The following is a 20,058-nucleotide window of genomic DNA, read 5'->3' on the forward strand; positions in this document are numbered from 1 at the left end:
TCGGGGGCATGGCCTCCGTCAACGACCTGCTCACCGACGCCCTCGACCGCGTGCGCGACACCGTCCACGGCCTGCTCGACGACGTCCCCGAGGACCGGCTCGCCCAGCCGCCCGCCGACGGCGCGAACACCGTCGCGTGGCTCGTGTGGCACCTGACCCGCGTCCTCGACACCCACGTGGCCGACGCCTTCGACCGCGACGTCGTGTGGACCTCCGGCGGATGGTTCGAGCGCTTCGGGCTGCCCTTCCCCGCCAGCGCCCACGGCTACGGGATGTCCTACGACGACGTCCTCGCCGTGCGCGCCTCCGCCGACGACCTGCGCGGCTACTTCGACGCGACGCACGCGATGGTCGCCGGCGCGCTCGCCGAGGTGACCCCCGAGTCGCTCAACCGCGTCGTCGACGAGGACTGGGATCCGCCCGTCACGCTGGCCGTCCGGCTCGTCAGCGCGCTCAACGACGCGACGCAGCACGTCGGCCAGGCCTCGTACGCCGCGGGGATGCTCGACCGGGCCTGACCCTCCGCCGCCGGCCGGCCCTCCTCTGCGCGAACGTGTGTGAAGAACGTCGGCCTGACGACGTTCTTCACACACGATCGCGGGAGATCGGGTGCTGGGAGCCGGTCGGGCGCGCCCGAGCAGCGAGGATCGGCAGATGCCCGAGCTGCCCGAGGTCGAGTCCGCCCGTGCCGTCATCGAGCGGGGAGGGCTGCACCGCACCATCGTCGACGTCGACGACTCGGACACGTGGGAGTGCCGGCCGCACCGCCCCGGCGAGATCCGGGACGTCCTGGTCGGGCACCGGCTGACCGCCGCCCACCGGCGGGGCAAGTCGATGTGGTGCGAGCTCGGCGGGGACGCCCCGACGCTCGGCATCCACCTCGGGATGAGCGGGCGCATCGTGATCACCGGGCCGGACGGCGACGACGTCGGCGGCGACTACGTGCCGCCGCGGCGCTCGGCCCGCACCCCGAAGGAGGAGTGGTACCGCTTCTCGCTGACCTTCGAGGGCGGTGGACGGCTGCGGCTGCTCGACCCGCGGCGCCTCGGCCGGGTCCGGCTCGACCCCGACGTCGACGCCCTCGGCCCGGACGCCGCCGAGATCGGGCGCGAGGAGTTCCGCGAGCGCGTCGGCCGGGGGCGGGCGCCCGTCAAGGCCCGGCTGCTCGACCAGTCGGTGGTCGCGGGCGTCGGCAACCTCCTCGCCGACGAGGTGCTCTGGCAGGCCGGGGTCGACCCGCGCCGCACCGTCGACACCCTCGGGACCGACGACCTCGACGCCCTGCGGCGCAGCCTGCGCGCGGCGGTCCGGACCGCCGCGCGGCAGGGCGGCGTCCACACCCTCGAGGTCGTCGCGCACCGCGGGGCGTCCGGGCACTGCCCGCGCTGCGGCAGCGAGATGGCCCGGGCGACGGTGGGCGGGCGCACGACGTGGTTCTGCCCCCGCGAGCAGCACTGACCCCCTCGTCGGTCCGGGCTACGCCGCAGTAACTGCTGCTCCGGCGACACTTACTGCGGTGTAGCCCGCGACTCGGCGGGATGCGGGATGCGGCGCGCGCGGCGAGGCCGCGGACCGGTCAGGCGCGGCGGCGGGTACCCGGGCTCGCGCCGGCGCCGTCGACCCCGACGGGCACGGGCAGCGGCGGCACGCCGGTCAGCCACTTGCGGTAGCGGACCCGGTCGCCCCAGCGCGCGAGCTCGTCCCAGAGCGCGGCGTGCGCGGCCCACGGCAGCGGGTCGGCGCCGGAGCGCCACGACGCGCCGAACGACACCCACACCGGCACCCAGCCCTCGGCGTCGTCCCAGGCGCCGCGGCGCGCCGTGAGGACCCGCCGCCGGTACTGGAACGCCCGCCGCGGCCCGTCACCAGGCACGGGCGCGGTCGCCATCGGCCACACCCGCAGGTCGAGGTGCATGAGGGCGACCTCGAGCGCGCCGAGGACCGCCGGGTCGACGAGGACCGTCGCGACGTTCTCGTGGGGCGGGCGGGTCATCACCGCACCGTAACCCCGGGCACCGACGCCCGTCACGCCCCTCCCGCGGGGCGGGCGCTCAGGCGTCGAGCTGGACGACGACCGGGGCGTGGTCGCTCGCGCCGGTGCCCTTGCGTTCCTCGCGGTCGATGGCGGCCCCCGCGACCCGGGCGGCGAACGACGGCGAGCCGAGGACGAAGTCGATGCGCATCCCGCGCTTCTTGGGGAAGGCGAGCCGCTGGTAGTCCCAGTACGTGTACGCCCCCGGGGTGTGCGGCCGGACGACGTCGACGAAGCCGGCGTCGAGGAAGGCCGCGAACGCCGCGCGCTCCGGCGGGCTGACGTGCGACTTGTCGAGGTAGTACTCCATCGACCAGACGTCCTCGTCCTGGGGCGCGATGTTCCAGTCGCCGCACAGGGCGACCGGCGTGCCGTCGGCGGCCCACTCGACCGCACGGTCGCGCAGCCCGCGCAGCCAGGTCAGCTTGTAGTCCATGTGCGGGTCGTCGAGGGCGCGGCCGTTGGGGACGTACACCGACCAGACGCGCACGCCACCGCACGTGGCGCCGATGGCCCGGGCCTCCGGCGCGAGCGGCTCGCCCCACCCGGGGTCGCCGTCGAAGCCGACCTGCACGTCGTCGAGCCCGACCCGCGAGAGCACGGCAACCCCGTTCCACTGGTTGAGGCCGTGGTGCGCGACCTCGTAGCCGAGCGCGCGAAGCCGCTCGTAGGGGAACTGCTCGTCCTTGGCCTTGGTCTCCTGCATCGCGAGGACGTCGACGTCGGCCCGCTGCAGCCAGGCCTCGACACGGTCGATGCGGGAGCGGATGGAGTTGACGTTCCAGGTGGCGATGCGCACACGGCCACCCTAACGAGGCGCACCGACGGCGCTCGTGGGCCGTCCCGGCGGTGCAGGCTGGGGCGATGGACGCCGCCGAGCCCACGCTGCACGTCACCCGCCGCGGGGAGGGGCCGCCCGTCGTCCTCCTCCACGGCTACCCGCAGACCCACCGGATGTGGGACCGCGTCGTGCCGGGGCTCGTCGCCGCCGGCCACGAGGTCATCGCGCCCGACCTGCGCGGCTACGGCGACAGCGACAAGCCGGCCGGCGACCCCGGGCACCGCCGGTACGCCAAGCGGACGATGGCCGCCGACGTCGTGCGGGTCATGGACGAGCTCGGCCACGACCGGTTCGCCGTCGTCGGCCACGACCGCGGCGCCCGCGTCGGGCACCGCCTCGCGCTCGACCACCCGGAGCGCGTCGAGCGGCTCGCCGTCCTCGACATCGCCCCGACGCTGCACATGATCGAGCACGCGGACGCTGCCTTCGCGACCGGCTACTACCACTGGTTCCTCCTCGCCCAGCCGGACGGCCTGCCCGAGCGGCTCGTCGGCGCCGACCCGGAGCTCTACCTCCGCGAGAAGCTGCGCCGCTGGTCGGCGCCGGGGTTCGTCTTCGACGAGGACGCCGTGCGCGACTACGTCCGCTGCTTCGCCACGCCGGAGGCGGTCCACGCGAGCTGCGAGGACTACCGCGCCGCGCTCGGCCCGGACCTCGACGACGACCGCGCGAGCCGCGGGCAGCGCCTCGCCTGCCCGGTGCTCGTCCTCTGGGGCGCGGCGGGTTTCGTCGCCCGCACCTACGACGTCCTCGACGTCTGGCGGGGGTACGCCGACGACGTGCAGGGGCACGCCGTCCCGGGCGGCCACTTCTGCGCGGAGGAGTCACCGGCCGAGGTGCTCGACGCGCTCGTCGCCTTCCTCGGCGAGCCCGGCGAGCCCGGCGAGGGGACGGCGGCATGACCACCGCCCTCGTCACCGGTGCCTCGGCCGGCATCGGCCGCGCCTTCGCCGAGCGGCTCGCCCACGACGGCCTCGACGTCGTCCTCGTCGCCCGCGACCGCGCCCGCCTCGAGCGCCTTGCCGCCGACCTGCGCGCGCGGTACGGCGTCGCGACCGAGGTGCTCGTCGCCGATCTCGCCGACCGCGCGCAGACGGAGGAGGTCTGCCGCCGCCTCGCCGACGAGGACCGCCCGGTCGAGGTGCTCGTCAACAACGCCGGTCTCGGGCAGCAGCACCCGTTCCTGGACAACGAGATCAGCCGCGAGGAGGCCGCGCTCGACGTGATGGTCCGGGCCGTCCTGCTGACCTGCCACGCCGCCGGCCGCGCGATGCGGGCCCGGGGGAGCGGCCGCATCGTCAACGTCAGCTCGGTCGCGTCCTTCACGACGAGCGGCCCCTACTCGGCGGCGAAGTCGTACGTCACGGTCCTGTCCGAGGCGCTCGCCGGGCAGCTCGCCGGGACGGGGGTCACCGTCACCGCGGTCTGCCCCGGCCTGACCCGCAGCGAGTTCCACGAGCGGGCCCGGATGTCGCTGCCCGGCGTGCCGCGCGGGCTGTGGCTCGACGCGGACGAGGTCGCCCGCCAGGGGCTCGCCGACGCCGCGGCCGGTCGGGTCGTCTCGGTGCCCGGCCCGCAGTGGAAGGCGCTGTCGCTCGCCGTGCGGATGGCGCCCCGCCCGCTGGTGCGCGGCGCGGGCACGCGGCTCGTCGAGCGGCTGCGCGGGCGTCGCTGAGCACCCCCCGGCGACCGGTATCAGGGTCGGCACCTCGTGCCTCCTCCCCGGTGACCCGCACCCGCGGGAACGGAAGGAGGCCACCATGGCCCTCAGCTGGAAGGCGCTCGGGCACGTCGGGCGCATCCCCCCGCAGGCGTGGGACGCGATCGTCCCGCACGGCCCGGTGTGGCGCGTCGCCGGCCGGTTCGACCAGGTCGAGCGCAACCCGCAGCCGCTCCCGCCGTACGAGGCGGCCATCGGGGCGCGCATGCTCGAGTCGCTGCTGTGGTCCTCGATCATCATCGTCGGCGGGCGCGACGGCGGGGGCCGGGCGCTGCTCGACGAGATCGACGACTGGTGCGGCACCGGCTGGCCGAAGAAGTGGCCGAAGCCGAAGCCGCGCCACGGCTGGGACGAGGGGCAGCTCTTCGTGGGCGCAGCGCTCGCGGCCGCCGCGCTGGCCGAGCAGTACGACCACGACCCCGAGATGCAGGACATCCTCGGCGCGGCGGCGGAGCGGCTGCTCGAGCGCGCCGGATGAGCTCCGCACGGGCCGGTCCACCCCCTCCGCGACCGGCCCGTGCGGTACCGGGGGCGGCCGCGGCGCCGGGGTCTTCCCCCCCCCCCCGGCGCGGCCGGGCCTCGCCGGGGGGGGCCGGCCGTCGAGCCCGCGGTGCTCCGCGAGTACCGCCACCTCCTCCGCACCGCCCCCGCCGACTGGCAGGAGACGGCGCACCGGCACGCGCTGACCCGGCTCGGCGCCGCCGCCCGGCAGGCGCTGCTCCTCGAGGTGCAGCGCCTCTGCCTCACCGGGACCCGCGTCCGCCCGGACGACGTCCCGACGCTGGCCCGCCTCCTCGTCCACGGCGAGCGGCACCGGCCCCGGGTGCTCCTCGACGGGATGCGCCCCGACCTGCTCCGTCTGCTGGCGCGGGCGGTCGTCACGAGCCCGACCGGGCGCACGCTCCGGGTCGGCGAGGACATCTGGGACGGCGCCGACCCGGCCGGCCCCGCCGACGAGCCGCTCGTCCGCGGCGGCGTGGGGTGGTCCGGCGAGTGGGGCAGCGCCGTGACGCCGGTCGACCTCGGCTCGACGTGGCTGCCGACCCCGCTGCCGCGCCGGCGGCGCTGACCCCTGGGCCGACCCCCTACCGTGGTGCCCGTGACCGACATCGCCGCCGACCGGGCCCGCCTCCTCGAGATCATCCGCGACCGCGCCATCGTGCACGGGCGGGTCACCCTCTCCTCCGGCAAGGAGGCCGACTACTACGTCGACCTGCGCCGGGTCACCCTCGACGGCGAGGCGAGCCCGCTCGTCGGCCGGGTGATGCTCGACCTCGTCGCCGACCTCGACGTCGACGCCGTCGGCGGCCTGACCCTCGGCGCCGACCCCGTCGCCACCTCGATGCTCCACGCGAGCGCCGCGGCCGGCGGCCGGCTCGACGCCTTCGTCGTCCGCAAGGCCGGCAAGGCCCACGGCCTCCAGCAGCGCATCGAGGGCCCGTCGATCGAGGGCCGGCGCGTCGTCGTGGTCGAGGACACCTCGACGACCGGTGCCTCGCCGCTCGACGCCGCGCAGGCCGTCCAGGAGGCCGGTGGGACGGTCGTCGCCGTCGCGACGATCGCCGACCGCGCGACCGGTGCCGCGGAGAAGTTCGCCGCCGCCGGGCTCGAGTACCGCCACGTCTACGGGCTCGAGGACCTCGGCCTCGCCTGACCTGCCGCGGCCCCGGCGCCGCCCTGCGAGCGGGGCGGGCGCCGGGGCCGTCGGACCAGCGGCTCAGCGGGTCGGCTGCGGGACCTGCTTCACCTCACCGCTGCGCACCCGGTCGAAGTAGCTCCGGATGACCGCCCGGATCTCCGGGGCCATGAGGTAGAGCCCGACGAGGTTCGGCAGCGACATGAGGAAGATCGCCGAGTCGGAGAAGTTGATGACCGGCCCGAGGGCGGCCGCCGACCCGATGACGGTGAAGACGAGGAAGACGACCTTGAAGGTGTTCTCGGCGACGACGTTGTCCCCGAAGAGGTAGCCCGTGGCCTTCATCCCGTAGTACGACCAGCTGATCATCGTCGAGAACGCGAAGAGCACGACGGCGAGCGCGAGCACGTTGGGGAACCACGGCAGGACGGTCGCGAAGGCGTCCGAGGTGAGCGCCACGCCGCCGAGCTCGGAGGCGTCCGGGTTGGTGTAGGCCCCGGTGATGACGATCGTCAGCGCGGTCATCGTGCAGATGACGACCGTGTCGATGAACGGCTCGAGCATCGCGACGAAGCCCTCGGTGGCGGGCTCCTTGGTCTTGACCGCCGAGTGCGCCACCGACGCCGACCCGAGGCCGGCCTCGTTGGAGAACGCCGCCCGCTGGAAGCCGACGATGAGCGCGCCGACGGCGCCGCCGGCGACGCCCTCGGGCGAGAAGGCCCCGGTGAGGATCGAGCCGAACGCCTCCGGGACGGCGCCGACGTTCCAGACGAGCACGACGAGGCAGGCCACGATGTAGAGGCCGGCCATGAAGGGGACGATCTTCTCGGTCACCCGGGCGATGCTCTTGATGCCGCCGATGATGACGGCGCCGGCGAGGCCCGCGAAGACGAGGCCGACGACCCACGGCACGTCGGCGATGTAGGAGTCCTCACCGCCGGTGACGGCGATGATCTGCGCGGTCGCCTGGTTGGACTGGAACATGTTCCCGCCGCCGACGGCGCCGCCGATCATGAACAGCGCGAACAGGACTGCGAGGACCTTGCCGAGGCCGCCCATCCCGCGGGCGGCGAGGCCGTCGCGCAGGTAGTACATCGGACCACCGGAGACGGAGCCGTCCGCGTGCTCGCGGCGGTACCGCACGCCCATCATGCACTCGGCCATCTTCGTCGCCATGCCGAGCAGGCCGGCGAGGATCATCCAGAACGTCGCGCCCGGCCCGCCGAGGGAGATGGCGATGGCGACACCGGCGATGTTGCCGAGCCCGACGGTGCCGGAGACGGCGGTGGCGAGGGCCTGGAAGTGCGTCACCTCGCCCGCGTCGTCGGGGTCGGAGTAGCGACCCCGGACGAGGTCGATGGACAGCTTCGGGCCACGGACCTGCATGAAGCCGAGCCAGACGGTGAAGAACGCGCCGGCGACGACGAGCCACACGACGATGAGCGGCAGGGTGGCGCCGCCGACGTCGACGGAGTAGAAGACGAGGCTGGTCAGCCGGTCGGAGAAGCTGGTGAAGAGGTCGACGGGATTCATCAGGGCACCACCGTGACGGGGAGATGGGCGTGCTGGACGAGCCGGCTCGCGACCGAGCCGAAGACGGCCTCGCGCAGGCCGCCGTCGCCGGTGCGACCGACGATGACGTGGACGGCGCCGGTCTCGCGGGCGACGTCGGTGATGGTGTCGGACGGCTTGCCGTGGCGGACGACCTCGCTGTGGGGGACGCCGCCGTCCTCGGCGATCCGGGCCATCGGGACGAGCACCTGCTCGGTCGCGGCCGCGAGCTCGCGCTCCTTCTCGCGGTGCCGGTGCTCGTTCTCGCTCGCGGTCTGGAAGGAGTACGGGCTCCACGGCACGACGTGGACGAGCACGACCTTCCAGTCGTTGTGGCGGGCTCTCTCGACGGCGAACTCCACCGCTCGGGTGGACGCGTCGCTGTTGTCGACACCGACGACGACGGTTTCCATGGGGCCTCCCGGTCTCAGGGCGATCGGTACGGTCCCGCTCGAGGCTAGCGGCTCGGGTGTGACCCGCGCCACACCCGGCGGCCCGTAGGATCGGCCCGACCCCGTCCCCGGAGGAACCCTCGTGATCGCCACCATCGTCGTCGTCGTCATCGTGCTGGCCCTCGTCCTCTGGGCGGTCGCCGCCTACAACGGGCTCATCAAGCTGCGCAACCTCGTGCAGGAGGCCTGGCGCCAGATCGACGTCGAGCTGACCCGTCGGCACGACCTCATCGGCAACCTCGTCGAGACCGTCAAGGGGTACGCGGCGCACGAGCGGGGCACGCTCGAGGACGTCATGTCGGCTCGGGCACAGGCGATGTCGCCCGGCCAGTCGCCGGCGCAGCAGGCCGAGAGCGAGGACCTCCTCGGGCGCGCGCTCGGCCGGCTCATCGCCGTCGCCGAGGCCTACCCCGACCTCAAGGCGAACCAGAACTTCCTCGCCCTGCAGGCCGAGCTCAGCTCGACCGAGGACCGCATCGCGTCGGCGCGCCGTTACCACAACGCGACCGTCCGCGACCTCAACACCAAGGTCGAGACGGTGCCGACGAACATCGTCGCGAACCTCTTCCACATCGAGCGGGCCGAGTACTTCGAGGCCGTGGGCGAGCAGCGCGAGGCGCCGAAGGTGGACTTCGGCCAGCGCGACACCCCGATCCCGCCGCCGTCGTCCGCCGGCTCCTCGACGCCCTGACGCGTCACGCCCCGGGGTCGGGCTCCTCGGCGGGCAGGACGAGCGCGTAGACGTTCCACGGACGCGCGCCCTCGGGGTGGTCGCGGCGGGTGCGACCGCGGTGGCGGCGGGCCAGCGCGTGCAGCTCCTCGCGCAGCTCGCGCTCCTCGGCGTCGGTGAGCCACACCCGTCCTCGTGAGGTCATGCCGTGCTCCTCGCCGTCGGCGACGGCGGTGGCCAGCCGGTCGAGGTCGGCGTCCAGCTCGGCGAACCAGGTGTGCACCGAGGTGCGGCTGGTCTCGATGCCGGCGGCACGGTGGGCCTCGGGCGTGATGCTGATGGCGTCCGCCGTCGCGCGCCACGGGCGCTCGCGGCCGTCGCCGCTCTCGCCCGGTTCGACGATGCCCCACTTCTGCAGCGCGCGGAGGTGGTAGCTCATCGCCGAGGGCGTGAGGCCGCACAGCCGGCCCGCCTCGGTCGCGGTGAGCACCTCGCCGGAGAAGAGCTCGGTGATGACGCGCTGCCGGGCGGGATGGGCGAGCGCCCGCAGCGCGCGGGGGTCGGTGATGCGCAGCTCGGTGCGCTCGGGCCGGCTCATGGGCCGATGCTAGTTGACCGGCACAGTTGTGAAGCACTACCTTCACAACTGTGAAACAGATGCTTCGGAACTACCGTGAGGTGCTCGCGCTCGGGGGCGTGCGGGTGCTGCTCCTCGCGGCCGCCGTGAGCATCGCGGGGGACTCGGCCGCGATGGTGGCCCTCCTGCTGCGCGTCCACGACGCGGGCGCCGGTCCGTGGGCGGTGTCGGCGCTCCTCCTGGCGTTCGGCCTGCCGGTGGTCCTCCTCATGGGTCCGGCGGGCACGCTCGCCGACCGGCCGGACCCGCGTCGGCTGCTCGCCGCCACGGCGTCCGTGCAGGCGCTCGCGGCCCTCGGGCTGGCGCTCGTCGACGGGCTCGTCGCGACCTTCGTGCTCGTGCTCGTGCTCCAGACCGCGTTCGCGCTCGGGAGCCCGGCGTGGACGGCGCTCGTCCCGCGGCTGGTGCCCGACGGGTCGGCCGGCCGCGTCGTCGCCCTCCAGCAGGCGCTGCGCGGGGTCGCCGCGCCGCTGGGTGCCGGGGTCGGCGGGCTGCTCGTCCAGTGGCACGGGCCCGCCACCGCGCTGCTGCTCGACGCCCTCACCTTCGTCCTGCTCGCCGGCGGTGCGGCGCTCGTGCCCCGCCCTCGCCCGCTCCCGGCCACCGACGACGCGCAGGTCCCCGTCCGCGGGCTGCTGCCCCGCGCCGGCATCCGCGCGCTGCGTGCCGACCCCGCGCTCGGCGTGCTCGTGCTGGCCCTGCTGCCGATGGTCGTGACGATCGAGTCGGTCAACGTCGTCGAGGTCTTCCTCGTGCGGGACGTGCTGGGCGCCGGTGCCGCGCAGTTCGGGGCCGCCGAGGCGGTGCACGGCGTGGCCGCGGTGCTGGGCGCGGTCGCCGCCGGTGCCGCGTCCACCCGGCGGGCGCGGATCCGGGTGGTGCTGTGGGCCATCGGCCTCGTCGGGCTGGGGCAGGTCGCGCAGGGGCTGGCCCCGTCCTACCCGGTCTACCTCGCCGGCTCGGTGGGTGTCGGCCTCATGCTCGGCGCCGTCAACGCCCTCGTGTTCGGCCTCCTCCTCGACGAGCTGGAGCCCGGCCGGCACGGCGCCGTGGTCGCCCTCGTCAGCGGCCTGTCGCGCGCGGCCGGGGCCCTCGCGCTCGGCCTGGGCGGAGCGGTCGGCAGCCTCGCCGGCGCGCGTACGGCGTACGTCGTGGCCGGGGTCGCGGGGCTCGTCGTCGCCCTCGCCGCGACCCTCGCCGTCCACCGGTCGGTGGACGGCGCGTCCACCGCCCGGGCGTCCCGCGGCACGCCCGGCCCGAGCACGCTGGAGGCATGAGCGAGACAGCCATCCGCATCCGCGAGCTGACCAAGGCGTACGGGAGCCACCGGGCCGTCGCCGGCCTCGACCTCGACGTCCACACCGGCGAGGTCTTCGCCCTCCTCGGCCCCAACGGCGCCGGCAAGACGACGACCGTCGAGATCCTCGAGGGCTTCCGCGACCGGGACGGCGGCGAGGTCTCCGTCCTCGGCACCGACCCGCACGGCGCCGGCCGGGCCTGGCGCGACCGCATCGGGATCGTCCTGCAGACCTCGGGGGGCCTCGACCTGCTCACGCCGCGCGAGGCGCTGCGCAGCACCGCCCGGTGCTACGCGACGCCGCGTGACGTCGACGAGGTCATCGAGGCGACCGGTCTCGGCGCCAAGGCCGACGACCGCATCACCGGCCTCTCGGGTGGGCAACGGCGCCGGCTCGACGTCGCGCTCGGCATCGTCGGGCGACCCGAGCTGCTGTTCCTCGACGAGCCGACGACCGGGTTCGACCCGCAGGCCCGCCGCGACTTCTGGGAGCTGATCCGCGGCCTCGCGCAGGACGGCACGACCATCCTCCTGACGACGCACTACCTCGACGAGGCCGAGCACCTCGCCGACCGCGTCGGCGTCATCGCCGGTGGGCGGCTGCTCGCGCTCGACACCCCGGCCGCCCTCGGCGGTCGGCAGTCCCAGGAGGCGACGGTCTCGTGGGAGGAGGACGGCACCCGGCGCACCGTCCGCACGGGCACGCCCACCACCGAGGTCGCCTCCCTCGCAGCCCGGTTCGGCGGCGAGGTCCCCGAGCTGACCGTCACCCGTCCCTCGCTCGAGGACACCTACCTCGGGCTCATCGCCCCCCACGTCACGACCGAGCGCCAGGAGGTGCCCGCATGAACACCCTCGCCCTCGGAGTCGACCGCACGACCGTCGAGCTGAAGATGTACTCCCGCGAGAAGGAGGCCGTCTTCTTCTCCTTCCTCTTCCCGATCCTCCTCCTCCTGCTGTTCTCGGTGATCTTCTCGAGCCAGTTCGAGGACTCGGCCCGCACCGGGATGACCGCGGCCCGCTACTTCCTCCCGGGGATGGTCGCCGCCGGTGTCATCCTCACGAGCTTCCAGACGATGGCGATGTCGGTCGCCGCCGAGCGCGACGACGGCACGCTCAAGCGGCTGCGCGCCACGCCGATGCCGCCGGCCGCGTACTTCCTCGGCAAGGTCGGGCTCGTCGTCTGCACCTCGCTCGTCCAGGTCGTGCTGCTCCTGCTCGTGGCCCGGCTCGCCTTCGACGTGCCGCTGCCCGACACCGGTGGCCGCTGGATGCTGTTCGCCGGGGTGTTCTCGCTCGGCGTCTTCGGGGGCACGGTGCTGGGCATCGCGTACTCGTCCCTCGCGTCGTCGCGCTCCATCGGCGCCGTGGTCATCGGGCCGCAGCTGGTCCTCCAGTTCATCAGCGGCGTGTACATCGCCTTCACCGACGTGCCGCAGTGGCTGCAGCAGGTGGCGTCGGTCTTCCCGCTCAAGTGGATCGCGCAGGGGATGCGGGCGGTGTTCCTGCCGGACGGCCTCGCCTCGGCCGAGATGGCCGGCTCGTGGGAGCCCGGTCGCGTGCTGCTCGTGCTCGCCGGGTGGGCTGTTGCCGGTCTGGTCCTCTGCCTGACGACGTTCTCGTGGTTCAAGCGCGGCACGGTGTGAGGCGCTCGCGCCGCCCGACGGGCAGGATGAGGGCATGAGCCAGGTCAGCGCCGACGTCCCCGAGGAGGGGGTGTCGACCGCCGAGTTCCGGGCCATGTGGCGGCGGCAGGAGCCCTTCTGGCACGGGGCCTTCGCCATCGTGTGGGCCTCGGCGGTCGTCGTCACGGTCCTCGACGAGCGCGGCCCCCACGGCCTGTGGCCCTCGGTGCTCCTGCTCGTCGCGATGGCCGTGGCGTACGCGACGCTCGGGGTCCGGGGCATCCGGCAGCAGCAGCGGGCCGGCGTCACCTACCAGGTCGTCGCGTGGTCCCTCCTCCTGCTGATCCAGCTCGTCGACCCGGGCACCGAGACGTGGATGCTCTACTTCATCCTCTACCCGCAGATGTGGGCCATGCTCGAGGTCCGGTGGGCGGCGGTCGGCACGCTCCTGTCCCTCGCGGTCTTCGGTGGGGTGCGGTTCTGGCAGAGCGGGTTCGACTCCGACGCCCTCGGGGCCATCCTCATCAGCTCGGTCATCTCGCTCGGCATCTCGACGGCCCTCGGCATCTTCATCAACCGCATCGTCGACGAGGCGCAGAGCCGCGCCGAGACCATCGACGAGCTGCAGGCCACACAGGCCCGGCTGGCCGCCGTCGAGCGCGACCGCGGCGTGCAGGACGAGCGCGAGCGCATCTCGCGGGAGATCCACGACACCCTCGCGCAGGGGTTCACGTCGGTCGTCACGCTGACCCGGGCGGCGGACGCGGCGCTGGCCCGCGGCGACGTCGCGACGGCCCGCGAGCGGCTCTCGCTCGTCGAGCGGACGGCCACCGACAACCTCGCGGAGGCGCGGCTCATCGTCGCCGAGCTCACCCCCGGGCACCTGCAGTCACGCACCCTCGTCGAGGCGATGCAGCGGCTCGGAGAGGCCGTGAGCAGCGAGACCGGCATGCGCGCCGAGGTGACGGTCGACGGCGAGCCGGCGCCCCTCGGCGGCGTCGCCGAGGTCGTCCTCCTGCGCACGGCCCAGGAGGCGCTCTCGAACGTCCGGCGCCACGCGTCCGCCGGCCACGTCGCGGTGTCGCTCGCCTACGAGCCCGAGCGGGTCGTCCTCACGGTGTGCGACGACGGCCGCGGGTTCGACACCGGCGCCGACCGCAGGGGCTTCGGCCTCGACGGGGTCCGCGCCCGCGCCGCCCAGGTCGGCGGCGAGGTGGACCTGACGAGCGTGCCCGGCTCGGGCACGACCCTGCGACTGGAGGTACCCCGGTGATCCGTCTGCTGGTGGTCGACGACCACCCCGTCGTCCGGGCCGGGATGGTCGCCGTGCTGGGCGAGGAGCCCGACCTCGACGTCGTCGGGGAGGCGGGCAACGGCGCCGAGGCGCTCGCGCTCGTCCCGCGGCTGGAGCCCGACGTCGTCCTCATGGACCTGCGGATGCCCGTGATGGACGGGGCCGAGGCGACCGCCCGGCTGCGCTCGATGCCGTCGGCGCCCCAGGTGCTCGTCCTCACGACGTACGACACCGACGCCGACATCGTCCGGGCCGTGGAGGCCGGGGCGCGGGGGTACCTTCTCAAGGATGCGCCGACGTCGCTGCTCACGGACGCCATCCGGCGGGCGGCGCGCGGCGAGACCGTGCTGGCGCCACCGGTCGCGGCGCGGCTCGCGGACCGGCTGCGGGCGCCCGCGGCCCCGGACCTCACCGCCCGCGAGGTCGAGGTGCTCGGGCTCGTGGCCCGCGGGCTGTCGAACGCCCAGGTGGGGCGGCAGCTCTTCATCGGCGAGGCGACGGTCAAGACGCACCTGCTGCGCACCTTCGCGAAGCTCGGGGTGCAGGACCGCACCGCCGCGGTCACCGAGGCCCACCGTCGCGGCCTCATCGACCTCGGCTGAGGGCTGCCCGCCGGGGCGAGCGGGTCGGGGCCCGAGCGGACAGACCCCTGCCGGCCGCTGTCGTTCGCTTCCGATGCCGGAGCAACCATGACGAGCGGTCGAGGAGCGCCGCTCATCCCGCTCGCGTCGTGGCTTGGAGCAATCATGACGAGCGGTCGAGGAGTGCCGCTCATCCCAGTTGCTCCGAGATGAGGGGCGAACGACAGCGGTCGTGTGGGACATGCCGGGTGGTCGGGCGCGGCGGGTCGAGGTGAAAGAGGACCGTCAGCGGGTCGGGTTTCACCTCGACCGCGCGGATGGTCTGGCGGGTCGAGGTGACATGGGACCGTGAGAGGGTCGGGTTTCACCTCGACCCGGTGGGTGGGGGGTGGTCAGGGGCGCTGCTCGAGCTCGTCGACGACCTCGTCGGACTCCGCGCGCGCCTCGGCCGGCGACATCGCGGCGGAGCGGCGGTGGCGCAGCCACTCGATGACGACCGGCACGACGGAGACGAGCACGATCGCGAGGATGACGACCTCGAGGTTGTTCTTGACGAACGCGACGTTGCCGAGGAAGTGCCCGGCGAGGGTCACGACGCCCACCCAGAGCGCGGCGCCGACGGCGGACCAGGTGAAGAAGTGGCGCCGCTCCATCCGGCCGATCCCGGCGACCACCGTGATGTACGTACGCACGATCGGCACGAACCGCCCGAGCACGAGCGCCTTGGCGCCGTACCGGTCGAAGAACTCCTCGGTCTTGTCGAAGTACTGCCGCTTGATGATCCGCCCGTCCCGGTTGCGCAGCGGCGCACCGAGCCGGCGGCCGAGCTCGTAGCCGACGACGTTGCCGAGGAAGGCGGCCGCGAACAGCGCCCCCATCGCGACGAAGAGGTTGACCTGGAGCTGGCCGCTCGCGACGAACAGGCCGACGGCGAAGAGGAGCGAGTCCCCCGGCAGGATCGGGAAGAACAGCCCGCACTCGACGAACACGATGGCGAGCGAGATCCAGAAGAACGCCGACCCGTAGGTGTCGAGGAGGTACTGGGGGTCCATCCAGTTGGGCCCGAGGGAGTGCATCACGGCCCCAAGGGTAGGTGCTGCGACCGGGCCGCGAGGCCGCTCGACGCTGTGCGCCACCTGTGGCTTCCCGCCGACCGGACCGAGCCGCGCAGCGAGCGACCCTGCGGAAAGCCCCGCGCGGATGGACACCCGCGACGCGATCCGTCCCCCGCGGCTACTCTCGCGCGTGAACGCGCAGGTCCACGGCGCGCCCCCGGAAGAGAGCACAGCATGACCCGACGTCCTCGCCTCGTCGTCCCCGCCCTCGCGGCGGCCGTCCTCGCGCTCGCCGGCTGCGGCGCCCCCGTCGACGAGCAGCCCGCCGCGTCCGCGACGCCGAGCGGCACCTCGTCCGACCCGCTCGCCGGCTGCACGCCCGACGCGCTGAAGACCCTCACCGCCGGCACGCTGACCGTCGGCACCGACAAGCCGGCCTACGGCCCGTGGTTCGTCGACGACGACCCCTCGAACGGCCAGGGCTACGAGTCCGCGGTCGCGTACGCCATCGCCGACAAGCTCGGCTACGCGAAGGACAGGGTGCAGTGGGCCGTCGTGCCGTTCAACACGGCGATCGCCCCCGGCCCGAAGACCTTCGACCTCGACCTCAACCAGGTCTCGATCAGCGACGACCGCAAGAAGGCCGTCGACTTCTCCTCCGGCTACTACGACGTGCGCCAGACGGTCATCACCTACAAGGGCAGCCCGATCGACGGCAAGACCTCGGTCGCCGACCTCAAGGGCGCCAGGCTCGGTGCCCAGGTGGGGACCACGTCCTACACGGCCGCCACGCAGCAGATCGCCCCCACCGAGCAGGTCGCCGTCTTCGACACCAACGACCTCGCCGTCCAGGCCCTGAAGAACCAGCAGATCGACGGCATCGTCGTCGACCTGCCCACCGGCTTCTACATGACCGCCGCCCAGCTCGACGACGGCGTCATCGTCGGTCAGCTGCCGGCGCAGGGCTCGCCCGAGCAGTTCGGCGCGGTCCTCGACAAGGGCAGCCCCCTGACCCCCTGCGTCACCGCCGCCGTCGACGCCCTGCGCGCCGACGGCACGCTCGAGAAGCTCGTCGGCGAGTGGCTCTCGACGCAGGGCGCCCCCGAGCTGACGTGACCACCCCGGCAGCACCGACGACCGGGTCCGACGCGCAGCCGTCCGCCCTCGAGATCGAGCGACGGCGCTACCGCCGCGGCCGGGCGGTGCGCTCGGCCGGCATCTCGGCGGTCTCGACGCTGGTGCTCGTCGGGGTCGTCGTCGCCCTCGTCGTCACCTCGCCCGGATGGCCGCGCGTCCGCGACACGTTCCTCGACCGGGACAAGGCGGTCGAGTCCTTCCCCGCCGTCGTCGACGGCCTCTGGCTCAACATCCGCGTGATGCTCGTCTGTGGCGTCGTCATCGCCGTCCTCGGCCTGACGCTCGCCGTGATGCGCACCGTCCGCGGCCCGGTCGCGTTCCCGCTGAGGCTCTTCGCGACGGCGTACGTCGACCTCTTCCGCGGCCTGCCGCTGCTCCTCGTCATCTTCGTCCTCGGCTTCGGCGCGCCGGCGCTGCGCCTCTCGGGCCTGCCGTCGTCGGCGCTGTTCTGGGGCGCGTGCGCGCTCGTGCTGTCGTACTCGGCCTACGTTGCGGAGGTGTTCCGGGCGGGCATCGAGTCGGTGCACCCCTCGCAGCGGGCCGCCGCCCGCTCCCTGGGTCTGTCCTACGGGCAGACGATGCGCCACGTCGTCCTCCCGCAGGCCGTCCGCCGGGTCGTGCCGCCGCTGATGAACGACCTCGTCTCGCTCCAGAAGGACTCCGGCCTCATCGCCGTCCTCGGCGTCATCGACGCCATCCGCGCGGCGCAGATCGAGACCGCGCTCGACTTCAACTTCACCCCGTACGTCGTCGCCGGTGCGCTCTTCGTCTGCCTGACCATCCCGATGGCCCGCCTGACCGACCACGTCGCGCGCAGGCAGGGCTTCCACGGCGCGGGAGGGATGCTGTGAGCGAGGTGCTGCGGCTCGAGGGCGTCCGGAAGTCGTTCGGCGAGAACGAGGTCCTGCGCGGCTTGGACCTCTCGGTGCACGAGGGGCAGGTCGTCGTCCTCATCGGGGCCAGCGGCTCGGGCAAGTCGACGCTGCTGCGCTGCGTCAACCTCCTCGAGGTCGTCGACGACGGGCGCATCACCCTCGACGGGGAGGACGTCACCGACCCCCGGGTCGACGCCGACGCCGTCCGCGCCCGGATGGGCGTCGTCTTCCAGGCCTACAACCTCTTCCCCCACCTGTCGGTGCTCGACAACGTCACGCTCGCGCCGATCCGGGTCCACAAGGTCGCCAAGGCCGAGGCGAGGGAGCGCGCGATGGCGATGCTGGAGCGGGTCGGCCTGCCCGAGAAGGCTTCCGCCCGCCCCGACGACCTCTCCGGCGGCCAGCAGCAGCGCGTCGCGATCGCCCGGGCCCTGGTCAACCAGCCCCGCCTCATGCTGCTCGACGAGGTCACCTCGGCCCTCGACCCCGAGCTCGTCGGCGAGGTCCTCGACCTCCTGCGTGAGCTCAAGGACGAGGGCATGACGATGGTCCTCAACACCCACGAGATGGGGTTCGCGCGGCAGGTCGCCGACACCGTGTGCTTCCTCCACGGCGGGGTCGTCCACGAGCAGGGGCCGCCCGAGCAGGTGCTCGGCGACCCGCGCGAGGAGCGGACCCGCCGCTTCCTCGCCCGTGTGCACGCCTAGCCTGCTGCGCGTGGAGGACGAGCGCGAGATCGGGGTCGGGCCCTGGGAGGGGCCGTGGCCGGACGGCGACCACTGGGACCCCGAGCTGCTGCGCGACGGCGACCGCCGCAACGTCGTCGACCGGTACCGGTACTGGCGGATGGACGCCGTCGTCGCCGACCTCGACACGCGCCGGCACCCGCTGCACGTGGCCATCGAGAACTGGCGCCACGACCTCAACATCGGCTCGGTCGTGCGCACGGCGAACGCCACGAACGTCGCGGCCTTCCACGTCGTCGGCAAGCGTCGCTGGAACCGGCGCGGGGCGATGGTCACCGACCGCTACCAGCACGAGGTGCACCATCCTGACGCCGCGGCGCTCGCGGCGTGGGCCGGGACGGCGGGGGAGGGCGGGACGCCGCTGCCGCTCGTCGGCGTCGACAACGTGCCGGGGTCGGTGCCGCTCGAGACCTACGACCTGCCGCGGGCCTGCGTCCTCGTCCTCGGGCAGGAGGGGGCCGGCCTGACCCCCGAGATGCAGGAGGTGTGCGACGTCGTCCTGCACATCGCCCAGTTCGGCTCGACCCGCTCGGTCAACGCCGGCGCGGCCGCCGCCGTCGCGATGCACGCCTGGGTGCGCCGGCACGTCTTCGACCAGCACCCGACCCAGGACCCGTCGGCGTAGCTCGTCGCCGGTGTGCAGGAATCGACACATTCGTCGATTGGTGCACGGGCATGGGGGGCGGGGTGTGCAGGAATCGACACATTCGTCGGTTTCTGGACGGGGCTGGGTGACCGGGCCCACGGAATAGCGCCGGGGCGGAGGTCGCTGACTCCTCGGTGACCACCCCCACGCTCTCCGTCCTCGACCTCGCGCCGGTCCGCTCCGACCAGAGCACCGCCGACGCGCTCGCCGCCACCCGCGCCCTCGCCCGGGTCGCCGACGAGCACGGCTACCACCGCTACTGGCTCGCCGAGCACCACAACATGCCGGCCGTCGCCGCGACCAACCCACCGGTCCTCGCCGCCATGGTCGCCGCCGCCACCGAGCGCATCCGGGTCGGGTCGGGCGGCGTCATGCTGCCCAACCACGCCCCGCTCGTCGTCGCCGAGCAGTTCGCCCTCCTCGAGGCCGCGTTCCCCGGCCGCGTCGACCTCGGCCTCGGCCGCGCCCCCGGCACCGACCCGGTGACGGCGTGGGCGCTGCGCAGCGGCGGCGGCGGCGTCGAGGCGGACGCCGCCGAGCGCTTCCCCGACCACGTCGACACCGTCCTCGCGATGATGTCGCCCGACGGCGTCGGCCTGCGTCTGGCCTCCGGCGACCACGTCCTCAAGGCCACGCCGCGGGCGACCTCGGTCCCCACCGTGTGGCTCCTCGGCTCGTCCGACTTCTCGGCCCGGCTCGCCGCCTCCCGCGGCCTGCCCTATGTCTTCGCGCACCACTTCTCCGGCCGCGGGACCGCCGAGGCGCTGGCTCTCTACCGCGAGCAGTACCAGCCCTCCGAGGCGCACCCCGAGCCCCGCACCCTCCTCACCGTCAACGTCGTCGTCGCCCCCACCGCCGAGGAGGCGCAGCGGCTCGCCCTGCCCAACGTCCGCTCGATGGTCGCCCTGCGGACCGGTCAGCGCCTCGCCGCCCAGCTGCTCGTCGAGGAGGCCGAGGCCGTCGACGTCCCCGCGGCCCACGAGGCCCTCGGCGCCGAGATGGTCGGCCGCTGGGTCGTCGGCGGCCCGGACGAGGCCGCCGCGCAGGTGCGCGACCTCGCGCAGACCTTCGGGGTCGACGAGGTGATGGTGCACCCGGTCGCGGGCGCCGTCGCCGGCACGCCGGCCGACCGGGCCCCGGCCCGCGAGGAAACGCTCCGCCTGCTCGCCGGTGCCCTCGCCTGAGGGGTCACAGCGGGGCGTCGGGCGCGCCGACGGGAAAAGTCCGGTAGACCTGTCGAGGTCGGCCCGTCCCGTGCGTCAT

Annotated in this window: 24 protein-coding genes; 18 read left to right on the forward strand and 6 right to left on the reverse strand. The window is 74.1% G+C overall.

The window, feature by feature from the left end; all coding sequences use genetic code 11:
• Nucleotides 1–8 precede the first annotated feature (8 nt).
• Together KMZ30_RS13970 and KMZ30_RS13975 are read left to right on the forward strand one after the other, a co-directional pair.
• Nucleotides 9–518, forward strand: coding sequence for a mycothiol transferase (locus tag KMZ30_RS13970; RefSeq protein WP_215513043.1), 510 nt, complete (start codon nt 9–11; stop codon nt 516–518).
• Nucleotides 519–654: 136 nt separating this feature from the next.
• On the forward strand, nt 655–1,458 hold the full coding sequence (locus KMZ30_RS13975) for a DNA-formamidopyrimidine glycosylase family protein (protein ID WP_215513042.1): 804 nt from the start codon (nt 655–657) through the stop codon (nt 1,456–1,458).
• A 118-nt stretch (nt 1,459–1,576) separates the two neighbouring features.
• Here the strand turns inward: KMZ30_RS13975 and KMZ30_RS13980 are convergent, their stop codons facing one another.
• Both KMZ30_RS13980 and KMZ30_RS13985 read right to left on the reverse strand, forming a co-directional pair.
• Nucleotides 1,577–1,993 carry a hypothetical protein gene (locus KMZ30_RS13980; protein WP_215513041.1) on the reverse strand — a complete coding sequence of 139 codons (417 nt, stop codon included), beginning with the start codon at nt 1,991–1,993 and terminating at the stop codon, nt 1,577–1,579.
• Nucleotides 1,994–2,051: 58 nt separating this feature from the next.
• Nucleotides 2,052–2,831: an exodeoxyribonuclease III gene (locus tag KMZ30_RS13985; RefSeq protein WP_215513040.1), complete on the reverse strand. Its 780-nt coding sequence runs from the start codon at nt 2,829–2,831 to the stop codon at nt 2,052–2,054.
• A gap of 65 nt (nt 2,832–2,896) precedes the next feature.
• On the opposite strand from KMZ30_RS13985, the gene KMZ30_RS13990 reads away from it, so the two are divergent.
• The 5 genes from KMZ30_RS13990 (at nt 2,897) to pyrE (ending at nt 6,247) form a co-directional block, all read left to right on the forward strand.
• The gene (locus tag KMZ30_RS13990; RefSeq protein WP_215513039.1) at nt 2,897–3,775 is read left to right on the forward strand and encodes an alpha/beta fold hydrolase; all 879 of its coding nucleotides are present in this window, start codon (nt 2,897–2,899) and stop codon (nt 3,773–3,775) included.
• Nucleotides 3,772–4,548 carry an SDR family NAD(P)-dependent oxidoreductase gene (locus KMZ30_RS13995; RefSeq protein ID WP_215513038.1) on the forward strand — a complete coding sequence of 259 codons (777 nt, stop codon included), beginning with the start codon at nt 3,772–3,774 and terminating at the stop codon, nt 4,546–4,548. Before KMZ30_RS13990 ends, KMZ30_RS13995 begins: the two co-directional genes overlap by 4 nt.
• An 85-nt stretch (nt 4,549–4,633) precedes the next feature.
• The gene (locus KMZ30_RS14000; RefSeq protein ID WP_215513037.1) at nt 4,634–5,071 is read left to right on the forward strand and encodes a hypothetical protein; all 438 of its coding nucleotides are present in this window, start codon (nt 4,634–4,636) and stop codon (nt 5,069–5,071) included.
• 132 nt (nt 5,072–5,203) lie between these two features.
• Nucleotides 5,204–5,662, forward strand: a complete 459-nt coding sequence (locus tag KMZ30_RS14005; RefSeq protein WP_215520048.1) for a hypothetical protein — start codon at nt 5,204–5,206, stop codon at nt 5,660–5,662.
• Nucleotides 5,663–5,692: 30 nt separating this feature from the next.
• Nucleotides 5,693–6,247: an orotate phosphoribosyltransferase gene (gene pyrE / locus KMZ30_RS14010; RefSeq protein WP_215513035.1), complete on the forward strand. Its 555-nt coding sequence runs from the start codon at nt 5,693–5,695 to the stop codon at nt 6,245–6,247.
• 63 nt (nt 6,248–6,310) lie between these two features.
• Here the strand turns inward: pyrE and KMZ30_RS14015 are convergent, their stop codons facing one another.
• Entirely contained in the window at nt 6,311–7,762 is a 1,452-nt protein-coding gene (locus KMZ30_RS14015; RefSeq protein ID WP_215513034.1) for an alanine/glycine:cation symporter family protein, read from the reverse strand.
• Nucleotides 7,762–8,193: a universal stress protein gene (locus tag KMZ30_RS14020; protein WP_215513033.1), complete on the reverse strand. Its 432-nt coding sequence runs from the start codon at nt 8,191–8,193 to the stop codon at nt 7,762–7,764. The genes KMZ30_RS14015 and KMZ30_RS14020 overlap by 1 nt, the downstream gene beginning before the upstream one ends.
• Before the next feature lie 121 nt (nt 8,194–8,314).
• Here KMZ30_RS14020 and KMZ30_RS14025 point away from each other — a divergent pair, with 121 nt between their 5' ends.
• Nucleotides 8,315–8,923, forward strand: coding sequence for a LemA family protein (locus KMZ30_RS14025; protein ID WP_215513032.1), 609 nt, complete (start codon nt 8,315–8,317; stop codon nt 8,921–8,923).
• A 4-nt stretch (nt 8,924–8,927) separates the two neighbouring features.
• Here KMZ30_RS14025 and KMZ30_RS14030 read toward each other — a convergent pair whose 3' ends face one another.
• Nucleotides 8,928–9,500, reverse strand: a complete 573-nt coding sequence (locus KMZ30_RS14030; protein WP_215513031.1) for an ArsR/SmtB family transcription factor — start codon at nt 9,498–9,500, stop codon at nt 8,928–8,930.
• A 59-nt stretch (nt 9,501–9,559) separates the two neighbouring features.
• Here KMZ30_RS14030 and KMZ30_RS14035 point away from each other — a divergent pair, with 59 nt between their 5' ends.
• From KMZ30_RS14035 to KMZ30_RS14055, 5 genes are read left to right on the forward strand one after another with little or no spacing between them, the layout of a single operon-like run.
• The gene (locus tag KMZ30_RS14035) at nt 9,560–10,816 is read left to right on the forward strand and encodes an MFS transporter (protein WP_215513030.1); all 1,257 of its coding nucleotides are present in this window, start codon (nt 9,560–9,562) and stop codon (nt 10,814–10,816) included.
• Complete coding sequence (locus KMZ30_RS14040) at nt 10,813–11,685, forward strand: ABC transporter ATP-binding protein (protein ID WP_215513029.1); 873 nt, start codon at nt 10,813–10,815, stop codon at nt 11,683–11,685. The genes KMZ30_RS14035 and KMZ30_RS14040 overlap by 4 nt, the downstream gene beginning before the upstream one ends.
• Complete coding sequence (locus tag KMZ30_RS14045) at nt 11,682–12,482, forward strand: ABC transporter permease (protein ID WP_215513028.1); 801 nt, start codon at nt 11,682–11,684, stop codon at nt 12,480–12,482. The genes KMZ30_RS14040 and KMZ30_RS14045 overlap by 4 nt, the downstream gene beginning before the upstream one ends.
• A gap of 34 nt (nt 12,483–12,516) precedes the next feature.
• Nucleotides 12,517–13,734 (forward strand): sensor histidine kinase, encoded by a 1,218-nt coding sequence (locus KMZ30_RS14050; RefSeq protein ID WP_215513027.1) that lies wholly within the window; start codon nt 12,517–12,519, stop codon nt 13,732–13,734.
• Entirely contained in the window at nt 13,731–14,357 is a 627-nt protein-coding gene (locus KMZ30_RS14055; protein WP_215513026.1) for a response regulator, read from the forward strand. The genes KMZ30_RS14050 and KMZ30_RS14055 overlap by 4 nt, the downstream gene beginning before the upstream one ends.
• 371 nt (nt 14,358–14,728) lie before the next feature.
• On the opposite strand, the gene KMZ30_RS14060 is transcribed toward KMZ30_RS14055, so the two are convergent.
• Nucleotides 14,729–15,412 carry a DedA family protein gene (locus tag KMZ30_RS14060; protein ID WP_215513138.1) on the reverse strand — a complete coding sequence of 228 codons (684 nt, stop codon included), beginning with the start codon at nt 15,410–15,412 and terminating at the stop codon, nt 14,729–14,731.
• 213 nt (nt 15,413–15,625) lie between these two features.
• Between KMZ30_RS14060 and KMZ30_RS14065 the strand changes: the two genes are divergently transcribed.
• The 5 genes from KMZ30_RS14065 to KMZ30_RS14085 all read left to right on the forward strand — a co-directional run bounded on the left by KMZ30_RS14065 (nt 15,626) and on the right by KMZ30_RS14085 (nt 19,979).
• Nucleotides 15,626–16,507: an ABC transporter substrate-binding protein gene (locus tag KMZ30_RS14065; protein ID WP_215513025.1), complete on the forward strand. Its 882-nt coding sequence runs from the start codon at nt 15,626–15,628 to the stop codon at nt 16,505–16,507.
• Complete coding sequence (locus KMZ30_RS14070; protein WP_215513024.1) at nt 16,504–17,379, forward strand: amino acid ABC transporter permease; 876 nt, start codon at nt 16,504–16,506, stop codon at nt 17,377–17,379. Before KMZ30_RS14065 ends, KMZ30_RS14070 begins: the two co-directional genes overlap by 4 nt.
• Entirely contained in the window at nt 17,376–18,110 is a 735-nt protein-coding gene (locus tag KMZ30_RS14075; protein ID WP_308279752.1) for an amino acid ABC transporter ATP-binding protein, read from the forward strand. Before KMZ30_RS14070 ends, KMZ30_RS14075 begins: the two co-directional genes overlap by 4 nt.
• 10 nt (nt 18,111–18,120) lie before the next feature.
• Nucleotides 18,121–18,774, forward strand: a complete 654-nt coding sequence (locus tag KMZ30_RS14080) for a TrmH family RNA methyltransferase (protein WP_308279751.1) — start codon at nt 18,121–18,123, stop codon at nt 18,772–18,774.
• A gap of 155 nt (nt 18,775–18,929) precedes the next feature.
• Nucleotides 18,930–19,979: an LLM class flavin-dependent oxidoreductase gene (locus KMZ30_RS14085; protein ID WP_215513023.1), complete on the forward strand. Its 1,050-nt coding sequence runs from the start codon at nt 18,930–18,932 to the stop codon at nt 19,977–19,979.
• Nucleotides 19,980–20,058 lie beyond the last annotated feature (79 nt).

Source organism: Phycicoccus mangrovi (genome assembly GCF_018729305.1).
Lineage (GTDB): Bacteria > Actinomycetota > Actinomycetes > Actinomycetales > Dermatophilaceae > Phycicoccus > Phycicoccus jejuensis.

Coding starts and splice junctions, on each gene's coding strand:
- KMZ30_RS14035 (WP_215513030.1), top strand. CDS start 9,560: ATGCTTCGGAACTACCGTGAGGTGCTCGCGCTCGGGGGCGTGCGGGTG.
- KMZ30_RS13990 (WP_215513039.1), top strand. CDS start 2,897: ATGGACGCCGCCGAGCCCACGCTGCACGTCACCCGCCGCGGGGAGGGG.
- KMZ30_RS14065 (WP_215513025.1), top strand. CDS start 15,626: ATGACCCGACGTCCTCGCCTCGTCGTCCCCGCCCTCGCGGCGGCCGTC.
- KMZ30_RS14040 (WP_215513029.1), top strand. CDS start 10,813: ATGAGCGAGACAGCCATCCGCATCCGCGAGCTGACCAAGGCGTACGGG.
- KMZ30_RS14015 (WP_215513034.1), bottom strand. CDS start 7,762: ATGAATCCCGTCGACCTCTTCACCAGCTTCTCCGACCGGCTGACCAGC.
- KMZ30_RS14045 (WP_215513028.1), top strand. CDS start 11,682: ATGAACACCCTCGCCCTCGGAGTCGACCGCACGACCGTCGAGCTGAAG.
- KMZ30_RS14020 (WP_215513033.1), bottom strand. CDS start 8,193: ATGGAAACCGTCGTCGTCGGTGTCGACAACAGCGACGCGTCCACCCGA.
- KMZ30_RS14060 (WP_215513138.1), bottom strand. CDS start 15,412: ATGCACTCCCTCGGGCCCAACTGGATGGACCCCCAGTACCTCCTCGAC.
- KMZ30_RS14000 (WP_215513037.1), top strand. CDS start 4,634: ATGGCCCTCAGCTGGAAGGCGCTCGGGCACGTCGGGCGCATCCCCCCG.
- KMZ30_RS14030 (WP_215513031.1), bottom strand. CDS start 9,500: ATGAGCCGGCCCGAGCGCACCGAGCTGCGCATCACCGACCCCCGCGCG.
- KMZ30_RS14050 (WP_215513027.1), top strand. CDS start 12,517: ATGAGCCAGGTCAGCGCCGACGTCCCCGAGGAGGGGGTGTCGACCGCC.
- KMZ30_RS13975 (WP_215513042.1), top strand. CDS start 655: ATGCCCGAGCTGCCCGAGGTCGAGTCCGCCCGTGCCGTCATCGAGCGG.
- KMZ30_RS13980 (WP_215513041.1), bottom strand. CDS start 1,993: ATGACCCGCCCGCCCCACGAGAACGTCGCGACGGTCCTCGTCGACCCG.
- KMZ30_RS13970 (WP_215513043.1), top strand. CDS start 9: ATGGCCTCCGTCAACGACCTGCTCACCGACGCCCTCGACCGCGTGCGC.
- KMZ30_RS13995 (WP_215513038.1), top strand. CDS start 3,772: ATGACCACCGCCCTCGTCACCGGTGCCTCGGCCGGCATCGGCCGCGCC.